At 65.6% G+C, this 26,002-nt stretch carries 24 protein-coding genes; 18 read left to right on the top strand and 6 right to left on the bottom strand.

Features of this window, described 5'->3' with window-relative positions; translation table 11 throughout:
* Positions 1-100: 100 nt before the first annotated feature.
* Positions 101-394, bottom strand: a complete 294-nt coding sequence (locus tag K2U94_RS06885) for a hypothetical protein (RefSeq protein WP_243066498.1) — start codon at positions 392-394, stop codon at positions 101-103.
* Positions 395-841: 447 nt separating this feature from the next.
* Between K2U94_RS06885 and K2U94_RS06890 the strand changes: the two genes are divergently transcribed.
* The 16 genes from K2U94_RS06890 to K2U94_RS06965 all read left to right on the top strand — a co-directional run bounded on the left by K2U94_RS06890 (position 842) and on the right by K2U94_RS06965 (position 17,166).
* Complete coding sequence (locus tag K2U94_RS06890; protein WP_243066499.1) at positions 842-997, top strand: aa3-type cytochrome c oxidase subunit IV; 156 nt, start codon at positions 842-844, stop codon at positions 995-997.
* Between the two features lie 80 nt (positions 998-1,077).
* Positions 1,078-2,214, top strand: coding sequence for a Re/Si-specific NAD(P)(+) transhydrogenase subunit alpha (locus K2U94_RS06895; protein ID WP_243066500.1), 1,137 nt, complete (start codon positions 1,078-1,080; stop codon positions 2,212-2,214).
* A 70-nt stretch (positions 2,215-2,284) separates the two neighbouring features.
* A complete protein-coding gene (locus K2U94_RS06900) occupies positions 2,285-2,740 on the top strand; it encodes a proton-translocating transhydrogenase family protein (RefSeq protein WP_243066501.1) in 456 nt (151 codons plus the stop codon).
* Positions 2,741-2,745: 5 nt separating this feature from the next.
* Positions 2,746-4,149: an NAD(P)(+) transhydrogenase (Re/Si-specific) subunit beta gene (locus tag K2U94_RS06905; RefSeq protein WP_243066502.1), complete on the top strand. Its 1,404-nt coding sequence runs from the start codon at positions 2,746-2,748 to the stop codon at positions 4,147-4,149.
* Positions 4,150-4,419: 270 nt separating this feature from the next.
* The gene (gene ileS, locus K2U94_RS06910) at positions 4,420-7,446 is read left to right on the top strand and encodes an isoleucine--tRNA ligase (RefSeq protein ID WP_243066503.1); all 3,027 of its coding nucleotides are present in this window, start codon (positions 4,420-4,422) and stop codon (positions 7,444-7,446) included.
* Complete coding sequence (lspA, locus tag K2U94_RS06915; RefSeq protein WP_243066504.1) at positions 7,443-7,964, top strand: signal peptidase II; 522 nt, start codon at positions 7,443-7,445, stop codon at positions 7,962-7,964. Before ileS ends, lspA begins: the two co-directional genes overlap by 4 nt.
* Positions 7,965-8,088: 124 nt before the next feature.
* On the top strand, positions 8,089-8,424 hold the full coding sequence (locus K2U94_RS06920) for a hypothetical protein (RefSeq protein WP_243066505.1): 336 nt from the start codon (positions 8,089-8,091) through the stop codon (positions 8,422-8,424).
* A 133-nt stretch (positions 8,425-8,557) separates the two neighbouring features.
* The gene (locus tag K2U94_RS06925) at positions 8,558-9,217 is read left to right on the top strand and encodes a hypothetical protein (protein ID WP_243066506.1); all 660 of its coding nucleotides are present in this window, start codon (positions 8,558-8,560) and stop codon (positions 9,215-9,217) included.
* A 100-nt stretch (positions 9,218-9,317) separates the two neighbouring features.
* Complete coding sequence (locus tag K2U94_RS06930) at positions 9,318-10,673, top strand: M16 family metallopeptidase (RefSeq protein WP_243066507.1); 1,356 nt, start codon at positions 9,318-9,320, stop codon at positions 10,671-10,673.
* A gap of 22 nt (positions 10,674-10,695) precedes the next feature.
* Positions 10,696-12,003, top strand: coding sequence for a M16 family metallopeptidase (locus tag K2U94_RS06935; protein ID WP_243066508.1), 1,308 nt, complete (start codon positions 10,696-10,698; stop codon positions 12,001-12,003).
* Positions 12,004-12,010: 7 nt separating this feature from the next.
* A complete protein-coding gene (locus tag K2U94_RS06940; RefSeq protein ID WP_243066509.1) occupies positions 12,011-12,361 on the top strand; it encodes an endonuclease domain-containing protein in 351 nt (116 codons plus the stop codon).
* A 245-nt stretch (positions 12,362-12,606) separates the two neighbouring features.
* Positions 12,607-14,394: a DNA mismatch repair endonuclease MutL gene (gene mutL, locus K2U94_RS06945; protein ID WP_243066510.1), complete on the top strand. Its 1,788-nt coding sequence runs from the start codon at positions 12,607-12,609 to the stop codon at positions 14,392-14,394.
* Between the two features lie 13 nt (positions 14,395-14,407).
* Positions 14,408-14,617, top strand: a complete 210-nt coding sequence (locus K2U94_RS06950) for a SlyX family protein (RefSeq protein WP_243066511.1) — start codon at positions 14,408-14,410, stop codon at positions 14,615-14,617.
* A gap of 80 nt (positions 14,618-14,697) precedes the next feature.
* Positions 14,698-15,396 carry a phosphatidylserine decarboxylase gene (locus tag K2U94_RS06955; protein WP_243066512.1) on the top strand — a complete coding sequence of 233 codons (699 nt, stop codon included), beginning with the start codon at positions 14,698-14,700 and terminating at the stop codon, positions 15,394-15,396.
* Position 15,397: 1 nt separating this feature from the next.
* Positions 15,398-16,225: a CDP-diacylglycerol--serine O-phosphatidyltransferase gene (gene pssA, locus K2U94_RS06960; protein ID WP_243066513.1), complete on the top strand. Its 828-nt coding sequence runs from the start codon at positions 15,398-15,400 to the stop codon at positions 16,223-16,225.
* On the top strand, positions 16,222-17,166 hold the full coding sequence (locus K2U94_RS06965; RefSeq protein ID WP_243066514.1) for a PhzF family phenazine biosynthesis protein: 945 nt from the start codon (positions 16,222-16,224) through the stop codon (positions 17,164-17,166). Before pssA ends, K2U94_RS06965 begins: the two co-directional genes overlap by 4 nt.
* Positions 17,167-17,245: 79 nt before the next feature.
* Here K2U94_RS06965 and K2U94_RS06970 read toward each other — a convergent pair whose 3' ends face one another.
* The 4 genes from K2U94_RS06970 to rpiA all read right to left on the bottom strand — a co-directional run bounded on the left by K2U94_RS06970 (position 17,246) and on the right by rpiA (position 22,895).
* Entirely contained in the window at positions 17,246-19,921 is a 2,676-nt protein-coding gene (locus K2U94_RS06970; protein WP_243066515.1) for a DUF2339 domain-containing protein, read from the bottom strand.
* An 83-nt stretch (positions 19,922-20,004) separates the two neighbouring features.
* Positions 20,005-20,679 carry an SOS response-associated peptidase gene (locus K2U94_RS06975; RefSeq protein ID WP_243066516.1) on the bottom strand — a complete coding sequence of 225 codons (675 nt, stop codon included), beginning with the start codon at positions 20,677-20,679 and terminating at the stop codon, positions 20,005-20,007.
* A gap of 94 nt (positions 20,680-20,773) precedes the next feature.
* Positions 20,774-22,159, bottom strand: coding sequence for a glutathione-disulfide reductase (gene gorA / locus K2U94_RS06980; RefSeq protein WP_243066517.1), 1,386 nt, complete (start codon positions 22,157-22,159; stop codon positions 20,774-20,776).
* A 22-nt stretch (positions 22,160-22,181) separates the two neighbouring features.
* Positions 22,182-22,895, bottom strand: a complete 714-nt coding sequence (gene rpiA, locus K2U94_RS06985; RefSeq protein WP_336606153.1) for a ribose-5-phosphate isomerase RpiA — start codon at positions 22,893-22,895, stop codon at positions 22,182-22,184.
* A gap of 105 nt (positions 22,896-23,000) precedes the next feature.
* Between rpiA and K2U94_RS06990 the strand changes: the two genes are divergently transcribed.
* Together K2U94_RS06990 and K2U94_RS06995 are read left to right on the top strand one after the other, a co-directional pair.
* Complete coding sequence (locus K2U94_RS06990; protein ID WP_243066518.1) at positions 23,001-23,744, top strand: SDR family oxidoreductase; 744 nt, start codon at positions 23,001-23,003, stop codon at positions 23,742-23,744.
* A complete protein-coding gene (locus tag K2U94_RS06995) occupies positions 23,702-24,835 on the top strand; it encodes an NAD(P)H-dependent flavin oxidoreductase (protein ID WP_425332507.1) in 1,134 nt (377 codons plus the stop codon). The genes K2U94_RS06990 and K2U94_RS06995 overlap by 43 nt, the downstream gene beginning before the upstream one ends.
* Here the strand turns inward: K2U94_RS06995 and dapE are convergent.
* Positions 24,823-26,001, bottom strand: coding sequence for a succinyl-diaminopimelate desuccinylase (gene dapE / locus K2U94_RS07000; RefSeq protein WP_243066520.1), 1,179 nt, complete (start codon positions 25,999-26,001; stop codon positions 24,823-24,825). The genes K2U94_RS06995 and dapE overlap by 13 nt on opposite strands.
* Between the last annotated feature and the right edge of the window lies 1 nt (position 26,002).

Consider the following 26,002-nt stretch of genomic DNA (forward strand, 5'->3'; position numbering starts at 1 on the left):
ATGTCCGAAAGAGCGGTCGTCGGCGACTCGGTCGATATCTCGAAAACGAAGCGTTTTTATAGAAAAGCGTCGAGATGCCGCTATTAGGGCATTTATAGGTTTAACGCCGCAACCGCCCTAAGCCGCGGAGGCGGTTCGCGACATAAGCGCCGCCGCCGAGAATGACGAGCGCGGCGATGAGAATGAGGAGCATTCCGCTCAGAAACACCAAGCCGAAGGCGAACATGAGTCCCAAGGCGAGCGTCATCACCATGCCGCCAAGTGGACCGAGCCTGATAATTTTCACCGTCCCGCGCTCCCACGAATGATAGACGCGGTCGTCCGACCGGCCTCCTCGCTCGGGTGGGAGGATTTCGATCTTGTCTACAGGAATCCTGTCGGGTTGCTGGGTCACTGCGGTTCTCCTGCCTCGTAGGTACATATAGGAACTGAAAATGGCGCCAATTTGTGGGGCCAATTGTCAGTTCGCATTTCAATGAGGATTCCCTGTGGGGGCGGCGTTGGTCGAATGCCATTGAAAAATCGCTCTATGAATGTCCGCTGTGCCGCAATCCCGGTAAGGTCTCTTCAGAGCCGGAAGCAGCCCGTTGCGTGACGGCTGCTTCCCGCCCACACTGGCGCTTCGAGCAAAGCGCGTTATCGACCCGATCTGCAATCCAAACCAAAACCCGTCCGCCGCGCCCGCTTGATTTTTCCGGCGCGCGTCAAAAATATGAGGCGAAATCGAGGCGCCTACCTTATAACAAGTTGCCTTGAGCCGGTCCTTTTGGGAAAACAGAGCCAATCAGGCCACAGCCAATCAGGCCCGGACAATGAAGCTTGCTTCGCGATGGAGAGGAAAATGGCGGCGACCGAAATGAACCCTGACGCGCTTGGTCATTCCGACATGGACTACCCGGCGCATTACAGGACCTATCGGCTGTTCACCTCATTGGTCAAATGGGGAACGGTAACGGCCATTCTGGTCATCCTGCTGCTGGCCTTTTTCACGCTCTGAGACCATAAACGCGAGCGCGCTTCGGCGCGCCGGAGCTTTCGAGACCCGCTTCCTCCGGGGCGGGCCAGGTGGAGTTTTTCATGCGCATTGCCGTTTCCGCCGAGACCGACGCCAATGAAGCGCGCGTCGCGGCGACGCCCGAAACCGTGAAAAAACTGGTCGGCCTGGGCGCCGAGGTCGCTGTGCAGGCTGGCGCCGGCCAGGCTTCCGGAATTGTCGACGCCGATTTCGAAAAGGCCGGCGCGAAAATCACGCCGGACGCCGCGGCGACCGTCGCCGGCGCCGACGTGGTCCTGGCGGTCCGCCGGCCGGCTCCGTCCGCGCTTGCCGGAGTCAACGCCAACGCGGCGGTGCTGGCGATCATGGACCCCTATGGCCAGCACGAGGCGCTCAACGCCCTCGCCCAGACCCAGGTCCAGGCCTTCGCCATGGAGCTGATGCCCCGCATCACCCGCGCCCAGGTCATGGACGTCCTGTCCTCGCAGGCCAATCTCGCAGGCTATCGCGCGGTGCTCGACGCAGCGGCCGAATATGGCCGCGCCATCCCGATGATGATGACCGCGGCCGGCACCGTCCCGGCGGCCAAGATCTTCATCATGGGCGTCGGCGTCGCGGGGCTTCAGGCCATCGCCACGGCGCGGCGTCTGGGCGGCATCGTCACCGCCACCGACGTTCGCCCGGCGACCAAGGAGCAGGTCGAATCGCTCGGCGCCAAATTTCTCGCGGTCGAGGACGAGGAATTCAAACAGGCGCAGACGGCCGGCGGTTACGCCAAGGAAATGTCGGCGGAATATCAGGCCAAACAGGCCGCTCTCACTGCCTCGCATATCGCCAAGCAGGACATCGTCGTCACCACCGCGCTCATTCCCGGCCGTCCGGCGCCGCGGCTCATTTCGGCCGAAATGGTCGCCTCGATGCGGCCCGGCTCGGTGATCGTCGATCTCGCGGTCGAGCGCGGGGGAAACTGCGAATTGTCCCGCCCCGGCGAAATCGTCGTGACCGACAATCACGTCAAGATCGTCGGCCATCTGAACGTCGCCGGCCGCCTCGCCGCCACCGCCTCGCAGCTCTACGCCAAGAACCTGCTCGCCTTCCTCGAAACCTTGATCGACAAGGAGGCGAAGTCGCTCAGGATCGACGGCGAGGACGAACTGGTCAAGGCGACGCGGCTCACCCAGGGCGGCGCCGTCGTCCATCCCAATTTTGCGGCGGCCTGAAATTCTCCGCGCGGCCCGAGGCCGCTGATCCAACCACTTGATTGAAGCCCGAGAGAGAGGGGCGCATTTCATGGCTACTGACGCACAATCGCTGGTCGACCGGGCGCAGGACGCGGCGCGGGCCGCCCGCGCCGCCGCCGACGCGGCCCAGACCTACGCCGATCGCGCCGCGCATGTCGCCGACGCGGCGGGCGCCGCCGCCCATGTGGCGAGCGGCGGCGCGATCGATCCGTTCATCTTCCGGCTCGCGATCTTCGTTCTCGCCGTCTTCGTCGGCTATTACGTGGTCTGGTCGGTGACCCCGGCGCTCCACACGCCGCTGATGTCCGTCACCAACGCCATTTCCTCGGTCATCGTCGTCGGCGCCCTGCTGTCGGTCGGGGTGAACCTCGCGGGCGCGCTCGACAGCGGCACGGTCTGGGCGCGCATCTTCGGATTCATCGCGCTGATCCTCGCCTCGGTGAACATCTTCGGCGGCTTCCTCGTCACCGCGCGGATGCTTGCCATGTACAAGAAGAAGGGCTGAGGTCCATGAACGTCAATCTCGCGGCTCTTCTCTACCTCGTCTCGGGGGTGCTGTTCATCTTCGCGCTGCGCGGCCTGTCGCATCCGACCACGTCGCGCCAGGGCAACCGCTTTGGCATGATCGGCATGGCCATCGCGATCGTCACGACGCTGGCCTTGCGCCCGCCGTCCGACGGGCTCGGCTGGCTGCTCGTGATCGTCGGCGTCGGCATTGGCGGCGGCTTTGGCGCGGTGCTGGCGCGGCGCATCGAAATGACCAAGATGCCGCAGCTGGTGGCTTTCTTCCACTCGCTGGTCGGTCTGGCCGCGGTGCTGGTGGCGGCGGGCGCGCTGTTCGCGCCCCAGGCCTTCGGCATCGGCGCCCCCGGCCATATCCATCAGGCCAGCCTGATCGAAATGTCGCTCGGCGCGGCGATCGGCGCGATCACCTTCACCGGCTCGGTCATCGCCTTCCTCAAGCTCGACGGCCGCATGTCCGGCAAGCCGATCCTGCTGCCCCAGCGCCACGGGCTCAATCTCGCGTTGGGCGTCGGCCTGATCCTGCTGATCGCCGCCTTCTTCGGCACGGGCAGCCCCTTCCTGTTCCTGCTGATCGTTCTGGTCTCACTGGCTCTGGGCGTTACGCTCATCATCCCGATCGGCGGCGCCGACATGCCGGTTGTGGTCTCGATGCTCAACTCCTATTCGGGCTGGGCGGCGGCTGGCATCGGCTTCACGCTCGGCAATCTGGCGCTGATCATCACCGGCGCGCTGGTCGGCTCCTCGGGCGCGATCCTGTCCTACATCATGTGCAAGGGCATGAACCGTTCCTTCATCTCGGTCATTCTCGGCGGCTTCGGCGGCGAGGACGCGGCGGCCGCCGGCGGCGCCAAGGAAAGCCGGCCGGTCAAGCAGGGCTCGCCCGAGGACGCGGCCTATATCATGGAGAATTCCTCCAAGGTCATCATCGTGCCGGGCTATGGCATGGCGGTGGCGCAGGCCCAGCATGCGCTGCGCGAAATGGGCGACATGCTCAAGGCCGAGGGCGTCGAGGTCAAATACGCCATCCATCCGGTGGCGGGCCGCATGCCGGGCCATATGAACGTGCTGCTGGCGGAAGCGAATGTCCCCTATGACGAGGTGTTCGAACTGGAGGACATCAATTCCGAATTCGCCCAGGCCGACGTCGCCTTCGTGATCGGCGCCAATGACGTGACCAATCCCGCGGCCAAGACCGACAAGACTTCGGCGATCTACGGCATGCCGATCCTCGATGTCGAAAAGGCCAAGACGGTCATGTTCGTCAAGCGCGGCATGTCTTCCGGCTATGCCGGCGTGGAGAACGAATTGTTCTTCAAGGACAATACGATGATGCTGTTCGGCGACGCCAAGAAAGTGGTCGAGCAAATCCTCAAGGCCATGGCCGACTGAGACCAAACGCATTCTGCGCGAGGCGCGGACCGGGCGATCCGGTCCGCGCCTTTTGTTTGCCGCGCGGAAATTTGGCGTGGCGCTCTTTATTCCCGGGCTCAGGTTTTGCTAAAAGGCGCCATGTCGTTTTGCGCCCGTTTCCTTCTCCGGCGAATTATCGGCCCGGCCCGCGGTTGAGCATTTGCGCTCGCCAGCGCGCCGGGATGTTCCGCTGTTCCGCATCCTCGCCGATATCGGGCCTCGCGCCCTTCGCCACAGAGTTCCTCCGCCATGAATGAGAAGACGGGTCCCGACTATTCCACGACGCTTTACCTGCCGAAAACCGCTTTTCCCATGCGCGCCGGCCTGCCGAAAAAGGAGCCGGAGCTACTGGCCCATTGGGAAGAAATCGGCCTGACCGAAAAGATGCGGCAGGAAAACGCCGGCAAGCCCAAATTCGTGCTGCACGACGGCCCGCCCTACGCCAATGGCAATATCCATATCGGCCATGCGCTGAACAAGATCCTCAAGGATCTCGTGACCCGCTCGCAGCGCATGCTCGGCAAGGACGCCAATTACGTTCCGGGCTGGGATTGCCATGGCCTGCCGATCGAATGGAAGATCGAGGAGCAATATCGCGCCAAGGGCCGCAACAAGGACGAGGTTCCGGTGGTCGAGTTCCGCCGCGAATGCCGCGCTTTCGCGCAACATTGGCTCGACATCCAGCGCGAGGAGTTCAAGCGCCTCGGCGTCGCCGGCGACTGGACCGGCCGCTACGCCACCATGGATTATGCCGCTGAAAGCGTCATCGCCCGCGAAATCATGAAATTCGCCGCCAATGGCCTGCTCTATCGCGGCTCCAAGCCGGTGATGTGGTCGGTGGTGGAAAAGACGGCGCTCGCGGAAGCAGAAGTCGAATATGAGGACCACACGTCCGATTGGGTTTTCGTGGCCTTTCCGGTCAAGAAGGTTGGTGTCATCCAAGTCGATCCAAGAAGAACATTGGACGAGGTGCAGGACAATATGCAGAGAGCGCGCGTTGTCATTTGGACGACCACGCCCTGGACGCTACCCGGTAATCGCGCCATCTCCTATTCCCACAAAATCGCCTATGGCCTCTATCGTGTGGTCGCGGCGCCGGAGGGTAATTGGGCCAAGCCGGGTGATCCGTTCGTCCTCGCGGACAAATTGGCGGAGAGCGTATTTCAGGCGGCGAAGGTCGAGGCCTTCGAACGTCTCCGTGATGTTCCGGCTCTTGAACTCTCCGAAACGATTTGCGCCCACCCGCTCGCCGCGCTCGGCTATTCCTTCGACGTTCCGCTGCTCGATGGCGACCACGTCACCGACGACGCCGGCGCCGGCTTCGTCCATACCGCGCCCGGCCACGGCCGCGAGGATTTCGACATCTGGATGGCTTCCGGGCGCCTGCTGCACGAGCGCGGCATCGACACGCGCATTCCCTATACGGTGGACGCCGACGGCTTTTATACGAACGAAGTCCCCGGCTTCCCCGGCGCGCGCGTCATCGACGACAAGGGCAACAAGGGCGACGCCAACGAGCGGGTCATCAAGGCTTTGATCGAGGCTGGCGCCCTGCTCGCGCGCGGGCGCTTGAAACACCAATATCCGCATAGCTGGCGTTCGAAAAAGCCGGTCATTTTCCGCAACACGCCGCAATGGTTCATTGCGATGGACAAGCCTTTCGCGGTTTCGCTCGACGCGACGGCGGCAAAAGGCCTCGGCGCGGGTTCGAACGGCCCGACCCTGCGCGACTTAGCCTTGGAAGAAATCGCCAGAACCAGCTGGGTCCCGGCGGCGGGCGAAAACCGCATCACCGGCATGATCGCCAACCGCCCCGACTGGGTGGTGTCGCGCCAGCGCGCCTGGGGCGTGCCGATCGCGGTCTTCGTGAAAAAGGGCGGCCACGACATTCTGGTGGATGAAAAGGTCAACGCCCGCATCGTCGAAGCTTTCGCTGAAGAAGGCGCCGACGCCTGGTACAAGGAGGGCGCGGCCGAGCGTTTTCTCAGCCCTGAACACGACCCGGCCGATTACGAAAAAATCGATGACGTGCTCGACGTCTGGTTCGATTCCGGCTCGACCCACGCCTTCACGCTTGAGGACCCGGTTCACTTTCCCACGCTGGCCGGCATCCGCCGCCGCCACGACGGTGGGCCCGACGAGGTCATGTATCTCGAAGGCTCGGACCAGCATCGTGGCTGGTTCCATTCCTCGCTCTTGGAGAGTTGCAGCACGCGCGGCCGCGCGCCCTATGATTCCGTGCTGACCCACGGCTTCGTCCTTGACGAAAAGGGCCGCAAAATGTCGAAATCCCTCGGCAATGTCGTGGCGCCGCAAACAGTCATCAAGGACGCCGGCGCCGACATATTGCGCCTGTGGGTGGCGGCGTCGGATTATTCCGACGACCTGCGCATCGGCAAGGAAATCCTCGCCACTTTCTCCGAGACCTATCGCAAGCTGCGCAATACTTTGCGCTGGATGCTCGGCGCGCTCGCCCATTTCGACCCGGCGGAAAAAGTCGCCCAGGCCGACATGCCGGAACTGGAGCGTTACATCCTGCACCGCCTCGGCGAGATCGACGCGCCTGTGCGCGAGGCCTATGCCGCCTTCGACTATAAAAAGGTCGTCGCGCTGCTGTCGTCGTTCATGACCGGCGATCTTTCCGCCTTTTATTTCGACATCCGCAAGGATTGTCTTTATTGCGACGCGCCGTCGAGCGTGACCCGCAAGGCGGCGCTGACCGCGATCGACCTCATCTGCGACGCCTTGCTGAAATGGCTGGCGCCGATTCTGTGCTTCACCGCCGAGGAGGCCTGGCTTGAATTTCGCCCGGATGGCGCGGAATCGGTCCATCTCACAACCTTCGCTTCCGGCCTCGAAATCTGGCGCGACGAGGCGCTCGCCGCCAAATGGCGCCTCGTTCGCCGCATCCGGGCGGTGGTCACCGGAGCCCTCGAAATCGAGCGTGCGCAAAAAACCATCGGCGCCTCGCTCGAAGCCGACCCGCAGGTCTATATTGCCGACGAAGCCTTGCGCGCCGCGCTCGAAGGGGTCGATTTCGCCGAAGTCTGCATCACTTCGTCGATCGAGATCGTGGCCGCGCCGCCGCCCGCGGGCGCCTTCGCCTCGCCCGACGCGGCCGGCGTCGGCGTCGTCAGCCGGCGCGCCCAGGGCAGAAAATGCGCGCGGTCGTGGCGGATCTCGCCGCTGGTCGGCTCCGATCCCGAATTCCCCGACGTGACGCCGCGCGACGCCCGCGCTTTGCGGGAATTGCGCGCTTTGGGCCGCTGGCCGTGAGCCTGTCGCCTCAGGCGCGCCGGCGATTTGCTGGTTTTGCTGTCGCGGCCGCCGTGCTGGCGGCCGACCAGGCGAGCAAATATTGGGCGATCCGCCTGCTCGACGGGCCGGATCACCCGGGCTACGTCCTGACCCCCTTTCTGGCGCTCGTCATGAGCTGGAATCGCGGCATCGCCTATACGATGCTGCAATCGGACGGCGATTTCGGCCGCTTTGCTCTGGTCGGAGTCGCGCTGGCCGCCGTGGGGCTCTTGATTTTCTGGCTGTGGCGGGCGCGCGGCCTGGTTTCGTCAATTGCCTTCGGCTGCCTGATCGGCGGCGCGCTCGGCAATGCGGCGGACCGGGTCACCCATGGCGCGGTGGCCGATTTCCTTTACTTCCACACGCCATTCTCGTTGGGGCCGCTGTCGAATTATGTCTTCAACCTCGCCGACGCCGCCATATTTGTCGGCGTCGTCCTGCTGGTGTATGACGCGACGGCGACGCGGGACGTCGCAATCGGCGAAGACCATGCCTGACCGGCTTTCGGGACCGCTGCGACAACGGAAAAAGGGCTGCGGCATGAACGGAACCTGGACGAAGCCAATCGGCGAAGCCAAAACAGCGCTGCTTCTTACGGCCGCAGCGACGGCTGTTCTTTGCTTGTTCGCGCCGGCGCGGGCTCAGGAGGCCTCCGATCGGCCGCCGACGGCTTTCGGCGTTGAAATGCCGCACCAATATCTGGTGAACCGGATGGTGAATCCGCACCACCAAAACAAGCCAATGGGGAGCGCGCCCGCCGCCGGCTCCAGCCAAGGAGGCGAACAAACCGCCAATACGGCCGGGGGCGCCAGTCAGGCCAGTGATGACGATGACGACAATTCCGGCACATATCCGAAGCGCTATTTGCTGAACCGCATGTTCAATTGGGGCGGCAGCGGCGACGCCCCGGCGCCGGCGGCGTCGGCCGCGCCGGCTTCTGCCGCGAAATCGCCTTGAATCCACGTTAGACGGCGCTATTTTAGTGGCTTTGACAAAAGGGCGTGAGGCTTTGGCGAAGGGTTTCGGGGTTGGTTTGGCGTTGACGAAACGCCCGCGGCGACGGTTCGCGCCTCTTTTGGCTGGCGGCCTGATGGTCTGCGCCTCTGTTTTCGTCCAGACGGGCGCCCGCGCCGACGATTCCCTCTGGGGCAAGGCGATGAGCACGATCGGCCTTGGCGCAAAGCCTTTGTCCAGTCAGGATGGCGCGCGACAGCAGCCCGCCGCCGTGGCGCCCGAGCAGGCGAAGACCAATCCGTCCGCGGCGCAACCAATGCGTCCGGTCAGCGACGGCGCCGGTCCCGCTGCGGCGCCGGGCCAAAATCAGAATTTGCTGACGAACTGGTTCGGCTTGGGCCGCCACAACGACCCGCAGCCCACGGCCCAGGCGGCGCTTGAGCCGCAGCGCAAGGCGCTGACCCCCGTCGATACGCCGCCGCCCGCGCCGGCCCCGGGACCCTCCGGCGGACCGGGCCTGTGGGACCAGATGCTCGGAACGGTCGGGCTCAACTCGCGGAATCCGGCCGATAATATCTATTATGCCGACCGGCCGAAGCTGACCGTTCCCAAGGCGCGCGCCTTGCCTGAGCCGGAGGCGAGCCGCACGCCGGCCGGAACCCGGCCGTCCAATCCACCGGATTTGATCCAGCCGCCGCAGGATTATCTCGAAAAGGTCCGCGGCGCCGACGGCAATGTCTCCGGCCTGCGCCCGGGCGACGAGGCCAAGGACAAGAAATTTTTCGGCCTGTTCTGAGTGTCGCTTCACGAGCGAATTTTAAAAGCCGGGGCTGTCGTTCCGGCTTTTGCGTTCTATATTGTCTGAATAGCTTTTTTCCAGAATAAGGAATCGCACCTTGGCTCGATCGCAGCTTTTTCCCCATTCAGGCGCGGCGCAGGAGACGTCGTCGGTCGAGACCGGGGAGGGCGGCGCGACCCATTCCGGACCGCGGGTCGATCATTTCCGTCTCGACAATGGCATGGACGTGGTGGTCATCCCCGACCATCGCGCGCCGGTCGTCACCCATACGGTGTGGTATCGCAACGGCTCGGCCGACGACCCGCGGGGAAAAAGCGGCATCGCCCATTTCCTCGAACATCTGATGTTCAAGGGCACCAACGCCCACAAGCAGGGTGAGTTCTCCCATCTCGTGGCCGAACTCGGCGGCCAGGAGAACGCCTTCACGTCTTATGATTTCACCGCCTATTTCCAGCGCGTCGCCCGCGAACACCTCAAGACCATGATGGAATTCGAGGCCGACCGCATGACCGGCCTGAACCTGACCGACGAGGTGGTGGCGCCGGAGCGCGATGTCGTCATGGAAGAGCGCCGCATGCGGACGGAGGCCGATCCGGCCGCCCAGCTCGACGAGGCGCTGAACGCGGCGCTCTACACCCATCATTCCTATGGCGTGCCGATCATCGGCTGGGGGCACGAGATCGAGACTCTCGACCGCCAGGACGCGCTCGCTTATTACCGCCGCTTCTATACGCCGGAAAACGCCATCCTCGTCGTCGCCGGCGACGTCGAGGCGCCGGAAGTCGAGATGCTGGCGCGCGAGACTTACGGCAAGATCCCGGCGCGCGGCGAGGCGCCGCAGCGCCATCGCCCGCGCGAGCCGGAGCCCCGCGCCGAGCGCATCGTCCGGCTCGCCGACGCCAAGGTCGAGCAGCCGCAGTTCGAGCGCATCTATCTCGTCCCCTCGGCTCATACCGCGGAAAAAGGCGAGGCCGAGGCGCTCGACGTGCTGGCGCATCATCTCGGCGGCGGCCAGACCAGCCTGCTGTTCCGCCGCCTGGTGCTGGAGCGCAAGATCGCCGTCTCCGCCGGCGCCTATTATTACTCCGACGCCGTGGATGAGAGCCGCTTCTACGTTTACGCTTTGCCCGCCGAGGGCGTGAGCCTCGACGAGCTTGAGCGCGGCGTGGACGCGGTGCTGGAAGAATCGCGGCGCGACGGCGTCAGTGGCGAAGACGTCGCGCGCGCCGCGACGCGGCTCGTGGCCGACGCGGTTTACGCGCAGGACAACCAGACCTCGCTCGCGCGCTGGTTCGGCGCCGCGCTCGCCAATGGCGGCACGATCGACGACGTGCTCGGCTGGAGCGCGCGGATCGAGGCGGTGAGCGTCGAGGACGTCGCCAAGGCCATGAAATGGCTCAATAAACGCCGCGCCGTCTCCGGTTTCCTGCTCAAGGACCAGGCCGCGGCCTGAGCGTCAGAAGAAAGTTGACTCCATGAACGCCCCCACAAAGGACGCCCCCGCAACAGCCGTTTCGCGCGCGTCGCGCGTCCAGCATGTCGTCAGCCCCGGCGGGATCGCCGCCTGGCTGGTCGAGGATTACGCCGTGCCTCTGGTGGCGATGGAGTTTTCCTTCGCCGGCGGCGCGGCGCAGGACCCCCAGGGCAGGGCCGGCGCGGCGGCCCTGCTCGCCGGCCTGCTCGACGAGGGCGCCGGCGATCTCAAAGCCGAGGCTTTCCACCGCGCGCTCGACGACCACGCCATTCGCCTGAGATTTTCCGCCGAGCGCGACGAGTTCTTCGGCCATCTCCAGACGCTCTCGCGCAACAGCGACAAGGCCTTCGAACTGCTGGCGCTCGCGCTCAACGCGCCGCGTCTCGACGCCGAACCGCTGGAGCGGGTGCGCGGCCAGATCAACGCCGCGCTCAAGCGCGAGTCCGCCGATCCCGACGCCATGGCGGCGCGGGCGTGGCGGCGAACAGCCTGGGCCGGCCATGTTTACGCGCGCTCGGCGCGCGGCGAACTGGGCGAGATCGACGGCGTGACGCGCGACGATCTCATCGCCCTGCGCATGAAAATGCTCGCACGCGACACGCTCAAGGTCGCTGTGGTCGGAGCGATCGACGCGGCGACGCTCGCCCGCCAGCTCGACGCGCTTTTCGCTTCGCTGCCGGAAAAGGCGGAGCTGACGCCCATTCCCGAGACGGAAATTCAGGGTCTCGGTCAACGCATCGTGGTCGATTACGACGTGCCGCAGGCCAATATCCGCTTCGGACGCCCCGGACTGGCTCGTCGCGACCCCGATTATATCGCGGCCATGGTGGTCAATCATATTCTGGGCGGCGGCGCCTTCACCTCGCGCCTGTGGCAGGAGGTGCGCGAGAAGCGCGGCCTGACCTATTCGGTCTATTCCACTTTGATGACCGCCGAACGCAGCCCGTCCTTCATCGGCTCGACCTCGACCAAGAATGAGCGCGCAGGGGAATCCCTGAACGTGATCGAGAGCGAATGCGCCCGCCTCGCGGCGCAAGGCCCGACCGCGGAGGAACTGGACAAGGCGAAGAAATATCTCGTTGGCTCCTATGCCTTGCGTTTCGACACCTCGACCAAGATCGCCGGCCATCTTCTGCAATTGCAGCGCGAGGGTTTCGAGGCAAGCTATCTCGACCGCCGCAACGCCGAGGTCGAAGCGGTGACGCTCGACGACGCCCGCCGCGTCGCCAAGCGCCTGATCGGCGACGCCAAGCTGCTGGTCGCCGTGGTCGGCCGGCCGGAGGGTTTGGCGGAGCCAGCCGCCGCCTGAAGTTTTCATGCGCGGCGCGGCGGCTTTGCGGACGTCACGCTCCCGCGCCTTGCGTGGGGAGCAGACCGACGCCGAGCGGAAATTATGGTCGGCGTTACGCGGGCGCCAGTTGGGCGGGTTCAAATTCGTCCGACAGGAACCGATCGGGCCGTTTTTTGCCGATTTTGTCTGCCGGGACCAAAAGCTCGTGATTGAAGTGGACGGCGCGACCCATTCGACGGATGAAGAACGGGATTACGACCGCCGCCGCGAGGCGTTTTTGCGTGAGGCTGGCTATCGCGTTGTTCGTGTGACAAACGATGACGTCTTTCGCAATCTGGACGGCGTCTGCGAAACGATTCTGGCGGCATTGCAATGAAAAGGCTCGCAAAAATTCGTCCGTCGCGCCGCAGCCTCACTCCCTCTCCCCGCGAGCGGGGAGAGGGCAGGGGCGAGGGGGACTCTGGCGCTTGTCGCGAGCCGGTCAGCATGGCTCTTCCGAGATGGACGCGTCTTGGCGTTGAAGCTAACGCGGGTCTTGGCGCTGAAGCTAACGCCAGACTCCCCCTCGCCCCTGCCCTCTCCCCGCGTGCGGGGAGAGGGGACGACAGGCGCCCGTAACCTATGCCTATCCGCCGGCTCGATCCCATTCTGGCGGACCGCATCGCCGCCGGCGAGGTGGTCGAGCGGCCGGCGGCGGCCGTCAAGGAGATGGTCGAGAACGCTCTCGACGCTGGCGCCTCGCGCATTGACGTCACCATCGCCGGGGGCGGGCAAAAGCTCATTCGCGTCATCGACGATGGCGCGGGCATGGACGAGGCCGATCTCGTCCTGTGCGTCGAGCGCCACGCCACCTCCAAAATCCCCGACGGCGACCTCACCAATATTGCGACGCTCGGCTTTCGCGGCGAGGCTTTGCCTTCGATCGCCTCGGTGGCGCGGCTGGAGATCGCCACCCGCGCGCGGCAGGCGCCCAATGGCCTGCGGCTGCGGGTCGAATTCGGCGCCGTTTCCGCGCCCGCGCCGGTCGCTCTGGCTCAGGGCACGCGGGTCGAGGCGCGCGACCTTTTCGCCGCCACCCCGGCGCGGCTCAAATTTCTCAAGAGCGAGCGCGCCGAGGCCTCCGCCGTCGCCGATGTGGTCAAAAGACTGGCCATGGCCAATCCGGAGGCGCGTTTCTCGCTCGGTGGCGAAGGGCTCGCCGGTTTCGATTATCAGGCCTGTCCTCCTGGCCGCGACGGCCTGCTCGCCCGCCTCACCCAGGTCCTCGGCCGCGATTTCCGCGAAAACGCGCTCGCCGTGGACGCCGAGCGCCAGGAGTTCCGCCTCTGGGGTTTCGCCGGCCTGCCGACCTGGCACCGCGCCAATGCGCTCGCGCAATTCGTCTTCGTCAATGGCCGCCCGGTGCGCGACCGCCAGATCGCCGGGGCGATCCGCGCCGCCTATATGGATTATCTCAGCGCCGACCGGCATCCGACGCTCGCCCTTTTCATCACTTGCCCGCCGCGCCTCGTCGATGTGAATGTGCATCCCGCCAAGGCCGAGGTGCGCTTCGCCGACCCCGGTCTGGTGCGTGGCCTGGTGGTCGGCGCGCTGAAACAGAGTCTCGCCGCGGCGTTGCACCGCGCGACGCCCACGACCGCCTCGGCGGCGGCGGTGAAATTCGCGCAGAATATGCCCTCATTCGCTGGTCCGGCGCCCGCGGCGAATTGGGACTGGCGCGCCTCGCCCGCCGCGCCCTCGTTGCTCGACGCCGCGCCGGGCTTTGCCGAGGCCGCGCCCGCCGCCGACGCCCGCGCCCATGACGCCGCGCCGCAGGCGAGCGATCTCGCGGCGCCGCTCGGGGCGGCGCGCGCCCAGATTCATGAGACCTATATCGTCGCCCAGACGCGCGATGGCCTGGTGCTGATCGACCAGCATGCCGCCCACGAGCGGCTGGTCTATGAGAGGCTGAAACGCGAGCGGGCGGAAAGCGGCGTCGCGCGCCAGGCTCTGCTCTCGCCTCTGGTGGTCGATCTCGATCCCGACGACGCCGTTCGCCTCATCGAGTCCGCCGAACTCCTGGGCTCGCTTGGGCTGGCGCTGGAGCCTTTCGGTCCCGGCGCGGTGGCGGTTCACGAGGCGCCGGCGTCGTTGCGTCCCGCCGAAATCGAGCCTCTCGTGCGCGATCTCGCTTGTTCGCTCGCCGAGGACGGCGCGGCGGCGCCGCTGGAAAAAAAGCTCGACCATGTGCTCGCGACCATGGCCTGCCACCATTCGGTGCGCGCCGGACGCCGCCTCGCGCCCGAGGAAATGAACGCCCTGCTGCGCGAAATGGAGCGCACGCCCGGTTCTGGCCAGTGCAACCACGGCCGCCCGACCTATGTCGAACTGAAGCTCGCCGATATCGAGAAATTGTTCGGACGGCGATGAAAGGGAAGAAATCATGAGCGCTTCGTCCGAAACGCAAGCGCGCATCGAGGCGCTGGAGGCGGCCAACGCCCATCAGGAGCGCGTGATCGCCGAATTGAGCGATGCGGTCGCCGCGCAATGGAGCCGGGTCGACGCCTTGACCCGCGAAGTTCTGCGCCTGCGCGAGGAAATTCAGGGGTTGAGCCAGGCGGTCGCGCCCGACAGGCCGCCGCCGCATTATTGACCCTTCGCCCGGCGGCGTGACTTAAACCTCAATTGGCGCCATATAACCCCCGGCTTTCCTTTTTCAGAGTCCGCGCGTCCATGTCGATCATCGACTCCCTCCGCAAGCAGATCGTGCCCATCCATCCGGAGGGCTATGTCTTCATCGCGCTGTTCGCCGGCGTTTCGCTGGTGCTGAGCTGGGTGTGGCCGCCGCTCGGCTGGGTCGGCGCCGTCGCGACCCTGTGGTGCGCCTATTTTTTCCGCGATCCGCCGCGCGTCACCCCGGTGCAGGACGGATTGGTGGTGTCGCCCGCCGACGGCATAGTCTGTTCGATCGGCGAATTCGAGCCGCCGCCGGAACTCGGCCTCGGGGTGGATCCGATGCAGCGCGTCTGCATCTTCATGAATGTTTTCGACTGCCATGTGAACCGCACGCCGATCACCGGCCGCGTTTCCCGCATCGCCTACAAGCCCGGCCTGTTCCTCAACGCCGATCTCGACAAGGCGAGCGAGGACAACGAACGCAATGGGCTCGTGATCGATTCGACCTATGGCCGGTTCGGCGTGGTCCAGATCGCCGGCCTCGTCGCGCGGCGCATCGTCTCCTTCGTGCAGGAGGGCCAGAGCCTTGGCGTCGGCGAGCGTTTCGGCCTGATCCGCTTCGGCTCGCGGGTGGACGTCTATCTGCCGCCGGGCGCCCGCATCCTGGTCGGCGTCGGCTCGAAGGCGGTGGCGGGCGAGACGGTTCTCGCGGATTATCGTGCGAGCGAGACCGAGCGCCATTTCAAGGTCGGCTGACATGGACAGCGAAACTCCTCGCGCAACCGGCGCGGTCCAGGTCGGCGTTCGGCCGCGCGGCCTGCGCAGCGTGCCCCTGCGTTTCGTCGTGCCCAATGTCGTCACCTTGCTGGCTTTATGCGCCGGCCTGACGGCGATCCGCTTCGCGGTCGACGCCAAATATGAGTGGGCGGTGCTCGCCATTCTGGTCGCGGCGGTGCTCGACGGCGTCGACGGCCGCATCGCCCGGGCGCTGAAAAGCTCGTCGCGTTTCGGCGCCGAGCTCGATTCCCTGGCCGATTTCATCGATTTCGGCGTCGCGCCGGCGCTGCTTCTGTTCTTCTGGTCGCTTCACGAACTGAAAACCGTGGGCTGGGCGGCGGTGCTGATCTTCGCCATTGCGGCGGCTTTGCGTCTGGCGCGCTTCAACGTGATGATCGACGACCCGAACAAGCCTGAATGGTCGGGGCGGTTCTTCACCGGCATGCCGGCGCCCGCCGGCGCCATCGTCGTGTTGCTGCCGCTCTATCTGCGGCTGTCCTTCGGCCTGCCGGATTCGCGCTGGCAGATCCTGGCCGAGGCCGCCTATGTGGTCGCGATCGCCGGGCTGATGGCGAGCCGCATTCCGCATTATTCGGGGAAACATATCGGCCGGGTGCCGCGCGACAAATTCATTTTCGTGCTTTTCGCCGTCGCGGCCGTGCTGGTGCTGGTGGCGTCCTTCCCGCTCGAAATGCTTATCGTCGTCAGCCTCGTCTATCTGGCGCTGATCCCCTTCTCGATCCGCGCCTATCGCCGCCTGGAGGCGCAGGACGCCGCCGCGCGCCAGACGGAAACGGGCGCGGCGTGATCCGCGTCGCTTATCATCTGCTCGACGTCTTCACGGAAACACCTTTTTCCGGCAATCCGCTCGCGGTCGTCACCGAGGCCGAAAGCCTGAGCGCGGCGCAGATGCAGGCCATCGCCCGCGAATTCAACCTCTCCGAGACGGCCTTCGTCCTCGCCCCGCGCGACCCTGTCCATACGGCGGCTTTACGCATTTTCACGCCGACGACGGAGTTGCCTTTCGCCGGCCATCCGACGCTCGGCGCGGCATGCCTGATCGCGCTCGTTCGCGCGCCGGACATGATTGGACGCCAGCCGCTGCAATTGGTTCTGGAGGAACGGGCCGGCGTCGTGGTCTGCGAGGTTTCGCGCGTCCACGGTCATTTGCGCGGCGCCTTTCTGCCGCCCCAGGCGCCGGCGCTTGTCGGCGATCTCGGCGACCGCGCCGCGATCGCCGCCGCCCTTGGCCTGGGCGAGGCGGAGATCGGTTTCGACAATCATCTGCCGGTCGTGGCGACGGCGGGTCTGCCTTTCGCTTTCGTCCCTGTCGATGGCCTGTCAGCGCTCAATCATGCCGCGCCGAATGCCGCCCTCCTGGCGGCGGCGTGCGGGCTGGAACGCGCGGCGGCCTTTGTCTACGCGCGCGAGACTGCCGATCCCGCCCATCACGTCCAGGCCCGCGTTTTCGTTCATAGCCTGTCGGGAGACGGGCGTCTCGCGACGCCCTATGGCTTTGGAGTCCACGAAGACCCCGCGACCGGCGCGGCGGCTTCGGCCTTCGCCGCCGTCGCCGCGCATTTCGAACAACCCGAGGATGGCGAGCACCACATCGTCGTCGAACAGGGATTTGCAATGGGCCGTCCCAGCCACATCAGCTTGAATCTGCGGATTGCGGGCGGGATTTTGGTCGAAACCAGCGTCGGCGGCGCTTGCGTGAAGGTGGGCGAGGGCATGCTCACTGTTTGATACGGTTTCCGCGAAAACACATGGCGCGGAAAATCCTTCAAACGAAAACGAACGTCCACGAACGGAATAGGAAATCCGATCATTCATTCGGATTTCCTATGGCGCGCGGCGTCCGGCGCGGCCGGAACACCAGTTTTTGGTAAACCAGTCCAATGCCGATCAGCACGGCGCCCAGGCCGATGAAGGAAAAGGCGCGCTGGACGCCGACGAGATGGGCGAGGTCGAAAATGAAGACCTTGAGCACCGACAACACGATCACCGCCGCCGAGGCGCCGCGCGCTTCGAGCGAATGGCGGACGAGGCCATAGGCGAGCAAAGCGACGCCGAGGGCCAGCCACACGGCTGAATAGGCATATTGTTCGGTCGCACCGGCCGCCTCGCTCCAGCCGATCGATGCGCCTTGGAAATAGCGGCGGGTCTCCAGCGTCACATAGAGGAAGATCAGCGCGACCGCGACCAGCTTGAGCATGCGCGGGAACCATGGCGGGCGATAGGTGCGGCAGAGATTGGCGAATGAAGCGGCGCACAAGCCGGGCAGGGCGTAGCCAAGCAGGAGGGTGTTGATCCAACGCCCGCCGAGGACCGGTTGCTCGGTGAAAAAGGGATTGCTCCACAAGGCGAGCGCCAGGGCGGCGATCACAGCGGAGCCGACGCCGAAGGCAAGCGAGAGAGCATCGAGCGCCGGGCTGGCGCGGCCGAGGCTGAGCCGCGCCAGAACCAGCGAAAAGCCCATGGCGCTGATGGCGTAAAGGCCATTCTCCACGAGACCGACGTCTTCGACGAAAAGATCGCCCCGATGCAGGAAATGGCGGATCTGGAAAAAGACCAGCAGCGCGGCGAAGACCGTGGCCAGCGTTTCCGCGATTTGCGTGGACCTGTCCTCGCCGCCGTTGCGGGCGAGGAAGCGCGCGGCGAGGCCGAAAGCAAGCGCCGGAACGCCATAGCCCCAGAGCAGCCAGTTGAAAATGGGCGCGGTTCCGAGGTCGTCGCCGACAATGCGCGGATCCCAGGCGAGGCGCGCCGCCACGAGCAGGCCAGTCGTGGCGACGGCCTGACGCAAGGCGGGAATATCGAGCCGGGATTCGACAAAGGCCGCGCCGAGCGCCGCAAGCGCGAAGGCGACCGTGAGCATACCGCGATCGAGCGTGAACGTGAGGCCAAGCGCCAGCGCGGCCAGCGCCGCGGACGCGAAAACGCCTACGGCGAGACGGTCGTTGAAATCTTGCGCGCCGCGCGTCCGGAACGCGCCGGCCACGGCGACAAAGGCCGAGGCGAGGGCGAGGGCGACCAGACCGAGCGGCAGGCTGGTCTCGGCCCATGTCATCCGAAGATAGACGACGCAGAGGACGGCGAGCGGCGTCAATGCGCTGCTCGCCGCCAGGACCGGCGCCGATTTGGGAACCGCGGCCCGCCGCCACAGGGCGAGGCCGGCGAGCCCGGCGACGGTCGCCGCGCTCAGCGCCGCGAAGATCTGGAAGCGCGCGGGCAGGGCGGGCGGGGCGTGGTAGAGATCGAAACGCATCGTAGCCGTCGGCCACAACAGCAGCAGATAGACGGCGACCATGCCGGCGCCGGCGAGGAGGCCGGGCGCCGTTCGTGGCCGCGCCGCGCCAGACCCCGCGAGAAGGCCGACGATTCCGGCGGCGCTCAGCATCCATAACAGGTCGAAGGCGCCGCGATTGGCGCAGATGGTCAGTGCAAAAGCCGCGACCGCGGCAAGCCCCAGCGGCCCCGCATGGGCGAGGATTCGTTGCGTGCGGGGGCTCTCGGCCAGCGCAGCGCGGTCGAGCGCAAAGGCGAAACAGGCCAATGCCATTTGCAGGACGAAATGAATCTCGGCGGTCTGAGGAAAATCGGGCCTGCGGCCGAAGGTGAAGCCGAGGCCCCAGACCGCCGCGCCGACGGCGCCGGCGAGCGCGAGCCAAGCCCATTGCCGCAGACGCGCCAGCCCATAGGCCGAGGCGGCGACGACGCCGACATAGAGCAGCAGGGGCCACGGCCGCGGCTCGGTCGATTGAACCAGCAGCGGCGCGGCCAGCGCGCCCGCCAGCCCATAGCCGGCGATGGCGGGGCCGTGCCAGAGGGCGGCGAACATGGCGCCGACCCCGAAGGCGCCCAGCGCGATGAAGGCGAGCGCCGGGCCGATAAAGTCGTAAAGAGCGTGGGCGGCGTAAATCGCGCCGAAACCGGCGGTGACGCCGGCGGCGAGCAGCACGGCGGGGGTTGGCGTCGGCTCGCCCAGCAGCTTTTCGCGACGGCGCAGAAATTCCGCCGCGCCGATCAAGGTCGCGGAAAAGGCGAGCCCCAGAATGACGCGCGCGGCGGGGCCGAACCAGCCCTGTTCGATGGCGTAGCGCACCAGCAACAGGCCGCCTAGCGCCAAGGCGAGGCCGCCGACATAGACCGCCCAGCGCGCGCCGATCACCTGCTCCAGCGACGCAGGAGCGGTCGGCGCGGGCGCGAAAGAAGGCGCCGGCCCCGGGCTTGGCGCAGGTTCGGGACTTGGCGCAGGTTCGGGACTTGGCGCACGCTCGGGACTTGGCGCAGGTTCGGCCTCGCGGGCTGGCGCGCTCGGCGGCGGCTCCGCCCATTGCGCGGCGGCCGGCGCGGCGTCAAGCTGGGCGCGCAAGGCGCGCGTTTCCTCCTCCAGCGTGCGCAGCGCCTTCTCGAACCGTTTCACGCGTCGGCGGGCGTCGACGGCGAGGAAGAACCCCAACAAGCCGAGAAGCGACAACAGGCCGGCGAAAAAATCCATGTCTGCGGGACCGTGCGGACGAGATCGATCCGCGAATATAAATGACGCCGCTTCCGATTTCGTTACGTCGAGGCGACCTCGAGTCAAACCGGCGCCTGAATCTCCGGCCCGTCATTGACGACGCGATTGACCAGCGGCGAAATGGCGAAAAATTCGACGGCGTCTTCGGCGGCGGGCCGCAGCAGATTGAGCGGCGGCGCTATTCTTTCGTCAGGTTCGAGCCAGGCGCCGTAATCCTGCGGCGCGAGCAAAGCCGGCATCCGGTCGTGGATGGCGACGGTCGCGCCATTGGCCAGGGTCGTAATGATGCAGACGGTGTCGATCTCGCCGCCCGATGGATCGGTGTAAGTCTCCCAAAGTCCCGCCAGGCCCATCAGGCCGCCGCCGCGCCGGCGCAGCAGGAACGGCGTTTTCGGCCCCTTGCCGTTCGCGCGCCATTCATACCAGGCGTCGGCCGGAACCAGGCAGCGCCGCCGCCGCAGCGCGGCGCGAAAACTCGGCTTCTGGGCGAGCGTTTCGGCGCGGGCGTTGATGATCAGCGGGAAATCTTTCGGGTCTTTCACGAAGCCCGGCAGGAAACCCCAGCGCGCAAGCTGGAAATGGCGCGCGTCGCCCGCCTCGGAGTGACTGGCGGTGACGATGGGAATGGGCTGGGTCGGCGCAATATTGTAGCGCGGCGGAAAATTGGGCTGTTCGACATAGCGGAAATGGGCGCGGACGGCTTCGGGCGGCGAGGTGATCGCGAAGCGTCCGCACATTTCTATCTCCATTTGTTGGCCGCTTCGCGACCAACGGATCCCTCGCACTGGCTCGGCGTCGCAGTCGCTCCTAGCCGGTTCTCAAGAACCAGAACTATTCCTCGTCGCGGGTGTGGCGCGCCGTCCGGTTGCGCAGGGTGACCAATTCTTCCGCGGCGGAGGGATGAAGCGCCATGGTGGCGTCGAAATCGGCCTTGGTCGCGCCGAGGCGCAGGGAGATTGCGAGAAGCTGCGCCATTTCGCCGGCGCTTTCGCCTAGGATATGGACGCCGAGCACCTGATCGCTCTCGCCGCAGACCACGAGTTTCATGATCACCTTCTCGTTGCCGCCGGCTATCGTCGTCTTCATCGGGCGGAACGAGGTCTGGTAAATATCGACGCAATCGCGGGATTTGCGCGCCTCGGCCTCGGTCAGCCCGACCGTGCCGATTTCCGGCGTGGTGAAGACGGCGGAGGGGATGAAGTCGTAATCGACTTCCTTGTCGGCGCCGCCGAACATACGGTCGGCGAAAAAATGGCCCTCGCGGATCGCGACCGGCGTTAGATTGACGCGGTTGGTGACGTCGCCGACGGCGTGGATCGAGGGCACATTGGTCGTGTTGCGCGCATCGACCTTGATCGCCCCGATGTCGTCCATCTCGACTCCGGCCTTTTCCAATCCGAGCCCTTTGGTGTGGGGCGCGCGGCCGGTTGCGATCAGAACCTGATCGACATGCAGGCGGCTGTGATCGGTGAGGCCGAGGTCGAAGCCGTCATCGGTCTTGACGATTTCGGTCGGCAGGACGCCGAAGCGCTGATCGACTTCCGCTTCAGCGAGGGCGTCGCGCAGGCCGTCGCGAAGAGTCTCGTCAAAGCCGCGCAAGACATTGTCGGCGCGAAACAGCAGGGTCACATGAGCGCCGAGCCGGGCGAAAATGCTGGCGAATTCCACCGCAATATAGCCGCCGCCGACCACCGCGAGACGGCGCGGGAATTTCGGCAGGTCGAAAATCTCGTTCGAGCTGATCGCATGTTCGACGCCGGGAATGGTGGGCAGCATCTGCGGGCTGGCGCCGGTCGCGACCAGAATATGCCGCGCGGCGACGACCCGGCCGGATTGCATCAGGCGCACCTCATGGGGGCCGAGGATTTCGGCGCGCTCCTGGAAAATATCGACGCTGGATTTGAGGAGATTGGCCTCGTAAATTCGTGACAGGCGGGAAATTTCGCCTTCCTTGGCGGCGACGAGTTTCGGCCAGTCGAATTCCGGTCGGTGGGTGAAACGCCAGCCGAAACCTTGGGCGTCGGCGAAATCGTCGGCGAAGCGCGAGGCGTAGACATAAAGCTTTTTCGGCACGCAGCCGCGAATCACGCAGGTTCCGCCAATGCGGAATTCCTCCGCGATCATGACTTTCGCGCCATAGCCGGAGGCGATGCGCGCCGCGCGCACGCCGCCCGAGCCGGCGCCGATGACGAAAAGATCGGTCTCGAATTCGCTCATCGGCGCTTCCTGATGTTCCCGTTCAGCTTTCCAACTGGCCGACGACGCGAATGCCGTTCTTGTCGGCGATGATCACCGCGCTCGCCATGCCGATGAACAGTCCGTGCTCGACCACGCCCGGAATGGCGTTGAGCGCGCGGGCCAGGCCTTCCGGGTCCGGGATGACGCGGAAATCGCAATCGAAGATCGGGTGGCCGCCGTCGGTCATGAATTCCGTTTCGTCGTCCACCTTGCGCTGCACCACCGGGCCTTGGCAGCCGCAGGCGCGCGCCGCCTCCTCGATATGGCGCCGCGTCGCATTGAGGCCGAAGCGATCGACCTCCACCGGCAGTTTGTACCGGCCGAGCCGTTCGACCTCCTTGCTGGCGTCGGTGATGACCACCATGCGCTTCGAGGCGGCTGCGACGATTTTTTCCCGCAGCAGCGCGCCGCCCCCGCCCTTGATGAGGCGCAAAGCCGAATCGAATTCGTCGGCGCCGTCCACGGTGAGGTCGAGTTCGGGCGTCTCGTCGAGCGTTGAAAGCTGCAGATTCCAGCCCTCGGCCTGGATGCGGGTGCGCTCGGAGGTCGGCACGCAGATCACGTCGAGGCCGGCGCGCGCCTTTTCGCCGATGCAATCGACGAAATGGGCGGCGGTCGAGCCGGTGCCGAGGCCGAGCTTCATGCCGGAGCGAACCAAAGCGGCGGCCTGTTCGGCGGCCTGCCGTTTCAGCGACTCGATGAGGGAATGATCCACGGCGCGCTCCTCTCGTCTTATTCTTTTGGCGTAATGCGGAACGCGCGAACTTGCAAGCGCCTAGGTCGAGGTCGATCTGAAGGGTAGGGCGGCGGGAGAAGCCACATGAAAATGACCGGCAATTCCATCTTCATCACCGGCGGCGGAACCGGCATCGGCCAGGCGCTCGCCAGGGCTTTTCACCAACTCGGCAACAAGGTGATCATCGCCGGGCGGCGCCAGGCGCCCTTGATGGAGACCGCCGAGGACTGTCCGGGCATGGCTTTCCACGAGATCGACATGCGCGACCCCGCGAGCATCGAGCGCGTCGCCGCCTGGCTGATCAAACATCATCCCGACGTCAATGTCCTCGTCAACAACGCGGGAATCATGTCGGGCGACAAGACCGGGTCGGAGATGGACGACCAAAAAACCGTCGCGACGGTCGAGACCAATCTGCTTGGGCCGATCCGCATGACTTCGGCCTTGATCGAACATCTCAAGATGAAGCCCGACGCCGCCGTGATCAATGTGACTTCGGGGCTCGCTTTCACGCCGCTCGCCCATTCGGCGGTCTATTCGGCGACCAAGGCGGCGCTCCATTCCTGGACCATGTCGTTGCGCGTCCGGCTCAAAGGCAGTTCCGTGCGCGTGCTCGAGCTGGCCCCGCCCTGGGTCCAGACCGATCTGACGGGATCGCGCGACAACCCGCGCGCCATGAAGCTCGACGATTTCATCAAGGAGGCGATGGAAAAATTGGCGACCGACGCCGACGAGATTCTGGTCGATCGGGTGCGCATGTTGCGCGACAATCCGGGGCCCGACGAATGGGCTTTCGTCGAGCAATTCAACGGCGTTTCGGTGCATTGAGACGAGATCGAGCATGTTGTCGCACATTCCCCCTCATTCAGGCGCCAATGGCCGGCGCCCAGGATGCGCAATTGGCCATCGCGGTGTGCAAGGCGGGCGGGCTCGGCTCGCTGCCATGCGCCATGCTCAGCCGTGAACAGGCGCGCGCCCAGATGCTCAGCCTTCGCGCCGCCACGCCCGCGCCTTTCAACGTCAATTTCTTCGCCCATGTTCCGCCGCAGCCCGACCCGGACGCTTTGGCGCGCTGGCGCGATCTGCTCTCAACCTTTTATGGCGAATTCGACATCGACCCGGCGGCGCAGGCGCCCGCCGCGCAACGAAAACCCTTCGACGCCGATTTTTGCGCTTTGGTCGAGGAAATCCGCCCGGCAGTGGTCAGTTTCCATTTCGGCTTGCCGTCGGACGAACTGCTGGAACGGGTTCGGCGCGCCGGCGCGAAGATCTGGGGCTGCGCGACCTCGGTCGCCGAGGCTCTATGGCTGGAGCGGCGCGGGGTGGACGCGATCATTGCGCAAGGGCGGGAAGCTGGCGGCCATCGCGGCATGTTCCTGACCGAGGACGTCGACGCCCAGCCCGGCCTGTTCGCTCTGCTGCCGCAGGTGGTCGCGGCGGTCAAAATTCCGGTGATCGCGGCGGGCGGCATCGCCGACGGCCGCGGGGTCGCGGCCGCTTTCGCTTTGGGCGCGGCCGCCGCCCAGATCGGCACGGCTTATCTGCTGACGCCGCAGGCCACGATTTCGGCGATTCATCGCGCGGCGCTCAAAAACGCGCGCGACGATTCGACCCGGATCACCAATCTCTTTTCCGGCCGGCCGGCGCGCGGATTGGTCAATCGCCTGATGGAGGCTTTGGGGCCGCTTCACGCCGAAGCGCCGGCCTTCCCGCTGGCCTCAGCGGCGGTCGCGCCCCTGCGCGCGGCGGCAGAGTCGCGCGGCAGCGGCGATTTTTCGCCGCTCTGGGCGGGCGAGGCGGCAAGTCTGGCGCGCGAAATGGACGCGGGCGAGCTGACCGAACTGATCTGGTGCGAGGCGTTACAAGCGGCGCGCGGCCTCGAACCCGCGCTGCGACAGGCCGAAGCTCAGGCGAAATAGGCTTCGAGAATCCGTTCGTAGATGCGGGTCAGCCCATCGATATCGGCCACCGGAACACGCTCGTCGATCTGGTGCATGGTCTTGCCGACCAGGCCGAATTCCACCACCGGGCCATAGGTCGCTATGAATCTTGCGTCGGATGTCCCGCCGGAGGTGGAAAATTCCGGCCGCCGTCCGGTTTCGGTTTGAATAGCTTTCGCCACCAGCTCGGTGAAAGGACCAGGCTTGGTGATGAAGGAGGTCGCGTTGCAGGGATCGAAACTCAGATCGAATTTCTCCGCCGGCCGCGCCGTTTCGAGACGGCGGCGGACTTCGGCTTTCAGCGTTTCGGGCGTCCAGAGATCGTTGAAACGAATATTAAACCGGACGAAAGCCTCGCCGGGAATGACATTGGTCGCCTGATTGCCGATGTCGATCGAGGTGATTTCGAGATTGGAGGCGTCGAACCAGTCCGTGCCCTGATCCAGCGGCTCGTCTTTCAGCGCGGCGCAGAGCGCCAGCAGATGCGGCACGGGATTGTCGGCGCGCTGGGGATAGGCGACATGGCCTTGACGGCCTTTCACCAGCAGGCGGCCGTTGAGCGAGCCGCGCCGGCCGACCTTGATCATGTCGCCGAGGTCTTGGGCATTGGTCGGCTCGCCGACCACGCAATGGTCGAAGCTTTCGCCCTTCTCTGTAAGCCATTGCAGCATTTTTACCGTGCCGTTGACGGCTGGGCCTTCCTCGTCGCCGGTGATGAGGAAGCCGATCGAGCCTTTTTTAGGCGCGCCGTGCTTTGCGAGGTGAGCGAAGGCGGCGGCGGCGAAGGCGGCAATCCCGCCCTTCATATCGGCGGCGCCGCGCCCGTAAAGCTCGCCCGAAACGATCTCGCCGGCGAAGGGATCGACCGTCCATTTGGCGGAATCGCCGGGCGGCACCACGTCGGTATGGCCGGCAAACAGGAGGAAGGGCGCGCTGTCGCCGATCCTTGCGTAAAGATTGTCGATGTCCGGCGTGCCGGGCTCGGAAAAGGGCAGGCGATGGGTCGTGAAACCGGCGGCGTCCAGTCGCGCCTGCAGAATGTCGAGCGCGCCGGCGTCGGCCGGCGTGACGGACGGCCGGCGGATCAGGTCGCGGGTGAGCGCCACGCCGGGGCTGGTCTCGCCATCCAAGTCGCTTGCCTCCACT

It is taken from the genome of Candidatus Rhodoblastus alkanivorans, from assembly GCF_022760755.1.
Taxonomy (GTDB): domain Bacteria; phylum Pseudomonadota; class Alphaproteobacteria; order Rhizobiales; family Beijerinckiaceae; genus Rhodoblastus; species Rhodoblastus alkanivorans.

What these genes read in the sequence shown, in the direction of transcription:
- K2U94_RS06890 (WP_243066499.1), top strand. Translation starts at nt 842, where the DNA reads ATGGCGGCGACCGAAATGAACCCTGACGCGCTTGGTCATTCCGACATG.
- K2U94_RS06895 (WP_243066500.1), top strand. Translation starts at nt 1,078, where the DNA reads ATGCGCATTGCCGTTTCCGCCGAGACCGACGCCAATGAAGCGCGCGTC.
- K2U94_RS06900 (WP_243066501.1), top strand. Translation starts at nt 2,285, where the DNA reads ATGGCTACTGACGCACAATCGCTGGTCGACCGGGCGCAGGACGCGGCG.
- K2U94_RS06905 (WP_243066502.1), top strand. Translation starts at nt 2,746, where the DNA reads ATGAACGTCAATCTCGCGGCTCTTCTCTACCTCGTCTCGGGGGTGCTG.
- ileS (WP_243066503.1), top strand. Translation starts at nt 4,420, where the DNA reads ATGAATGAGAAGACGGGTCCCGACTATTCCACGACGCTTTACCTGCCG.
- K2U94_RS06925 (WP_243066506.1), top strand. Translation starts at nt 8,558, where the DNA reads ATGGTCTGCGCCTCTGTTTTCGTCCAGACGGGCGCCCGCGCCGACGAT.
- K2U94_RS06935 (WP_243066508.1), top strand. Translation starts at nt 10,696, where the DNA reads ATGAACGCCCCCACAAAGGACGCCCCCGCAACAGCCGTTTCGCGCGCG.
- K2U94_RS06940 (WP_243066509.1), top strand. Translation starts at nt 12,011, where the DNA reads ATGCGCGGCGCGGCGGCTTTGCGGACGTCACGCTCCCGCGCCTTGCGT.
- mutL (WP_243066510.1), top strand. Translation starts at nt 12,607, where the DNA reads ATGCCTATCCGCCGGCTCGATCCCATTCTGGCGGACCGCATCGCCGCC.
- K2U94_RS06950 (WP_243066511.1), top strand. Translation starts at nt 14,408, where the DNA reads ATGAGCGCTTCGTCCGAAACGCAAGCGCGCATCGAGGCGCTGGAGGCG.
- K2U94_RS06955 (WP_243066512.1), top strand. Translation starts at nt 14,698, where the DNA reads ATGTCGATCATCGACTCCCTCCGCAAGCAGATCGTGCCCATCCATCCG.
- pssA (WP_243066513.1), top strand. Translation starts at nt 15,398, where the DNA reads ATGGACAGCGAAACTCCTCGCGCAACCGGCGCGGTCCAGGTCGGCGTT.
- K2U94_RS06970 (WP_243066515.1), bottom strand. Translation starts at nt 19,921, where the DNA reads ATGGATTTTTTCGCCGGCCTGTTGTCGCTTCTCGGCTTGTTGGGGTTC.
- K2U94_RS06975 (WP_243066516.1), bottom strand. Translation starts at nt 20,679, where the DNA reads ATGTGCGGACGCTTCGCGATCACCTCGCCGCCCGAAGCCGTCCGCGCC.
- gorA (WP_243066517.1), bottom strand. Translation starts at nt 22,159, where the DNA reads ATGAGCGAATTCGAGACCGATCTTTTCGTCATCGGCGCCGGCTCGGGC.
- K2U94_RS06990 (WP_243066518.1), top strand. Translation starts at nt 23,001, where the DNA reads ATGAAAATGACCGGCAATTCCATCTTCATCACCGGCGGCGGAACCGGC.
- K2U94_RS06995 (WP_425332507.1), top strand. Translation starts at nt 23,702, where the DNA reads ATGGGCTTTCGTCGAGCAATTCAACGGCGTTTCGGTGCATTGAGACGA.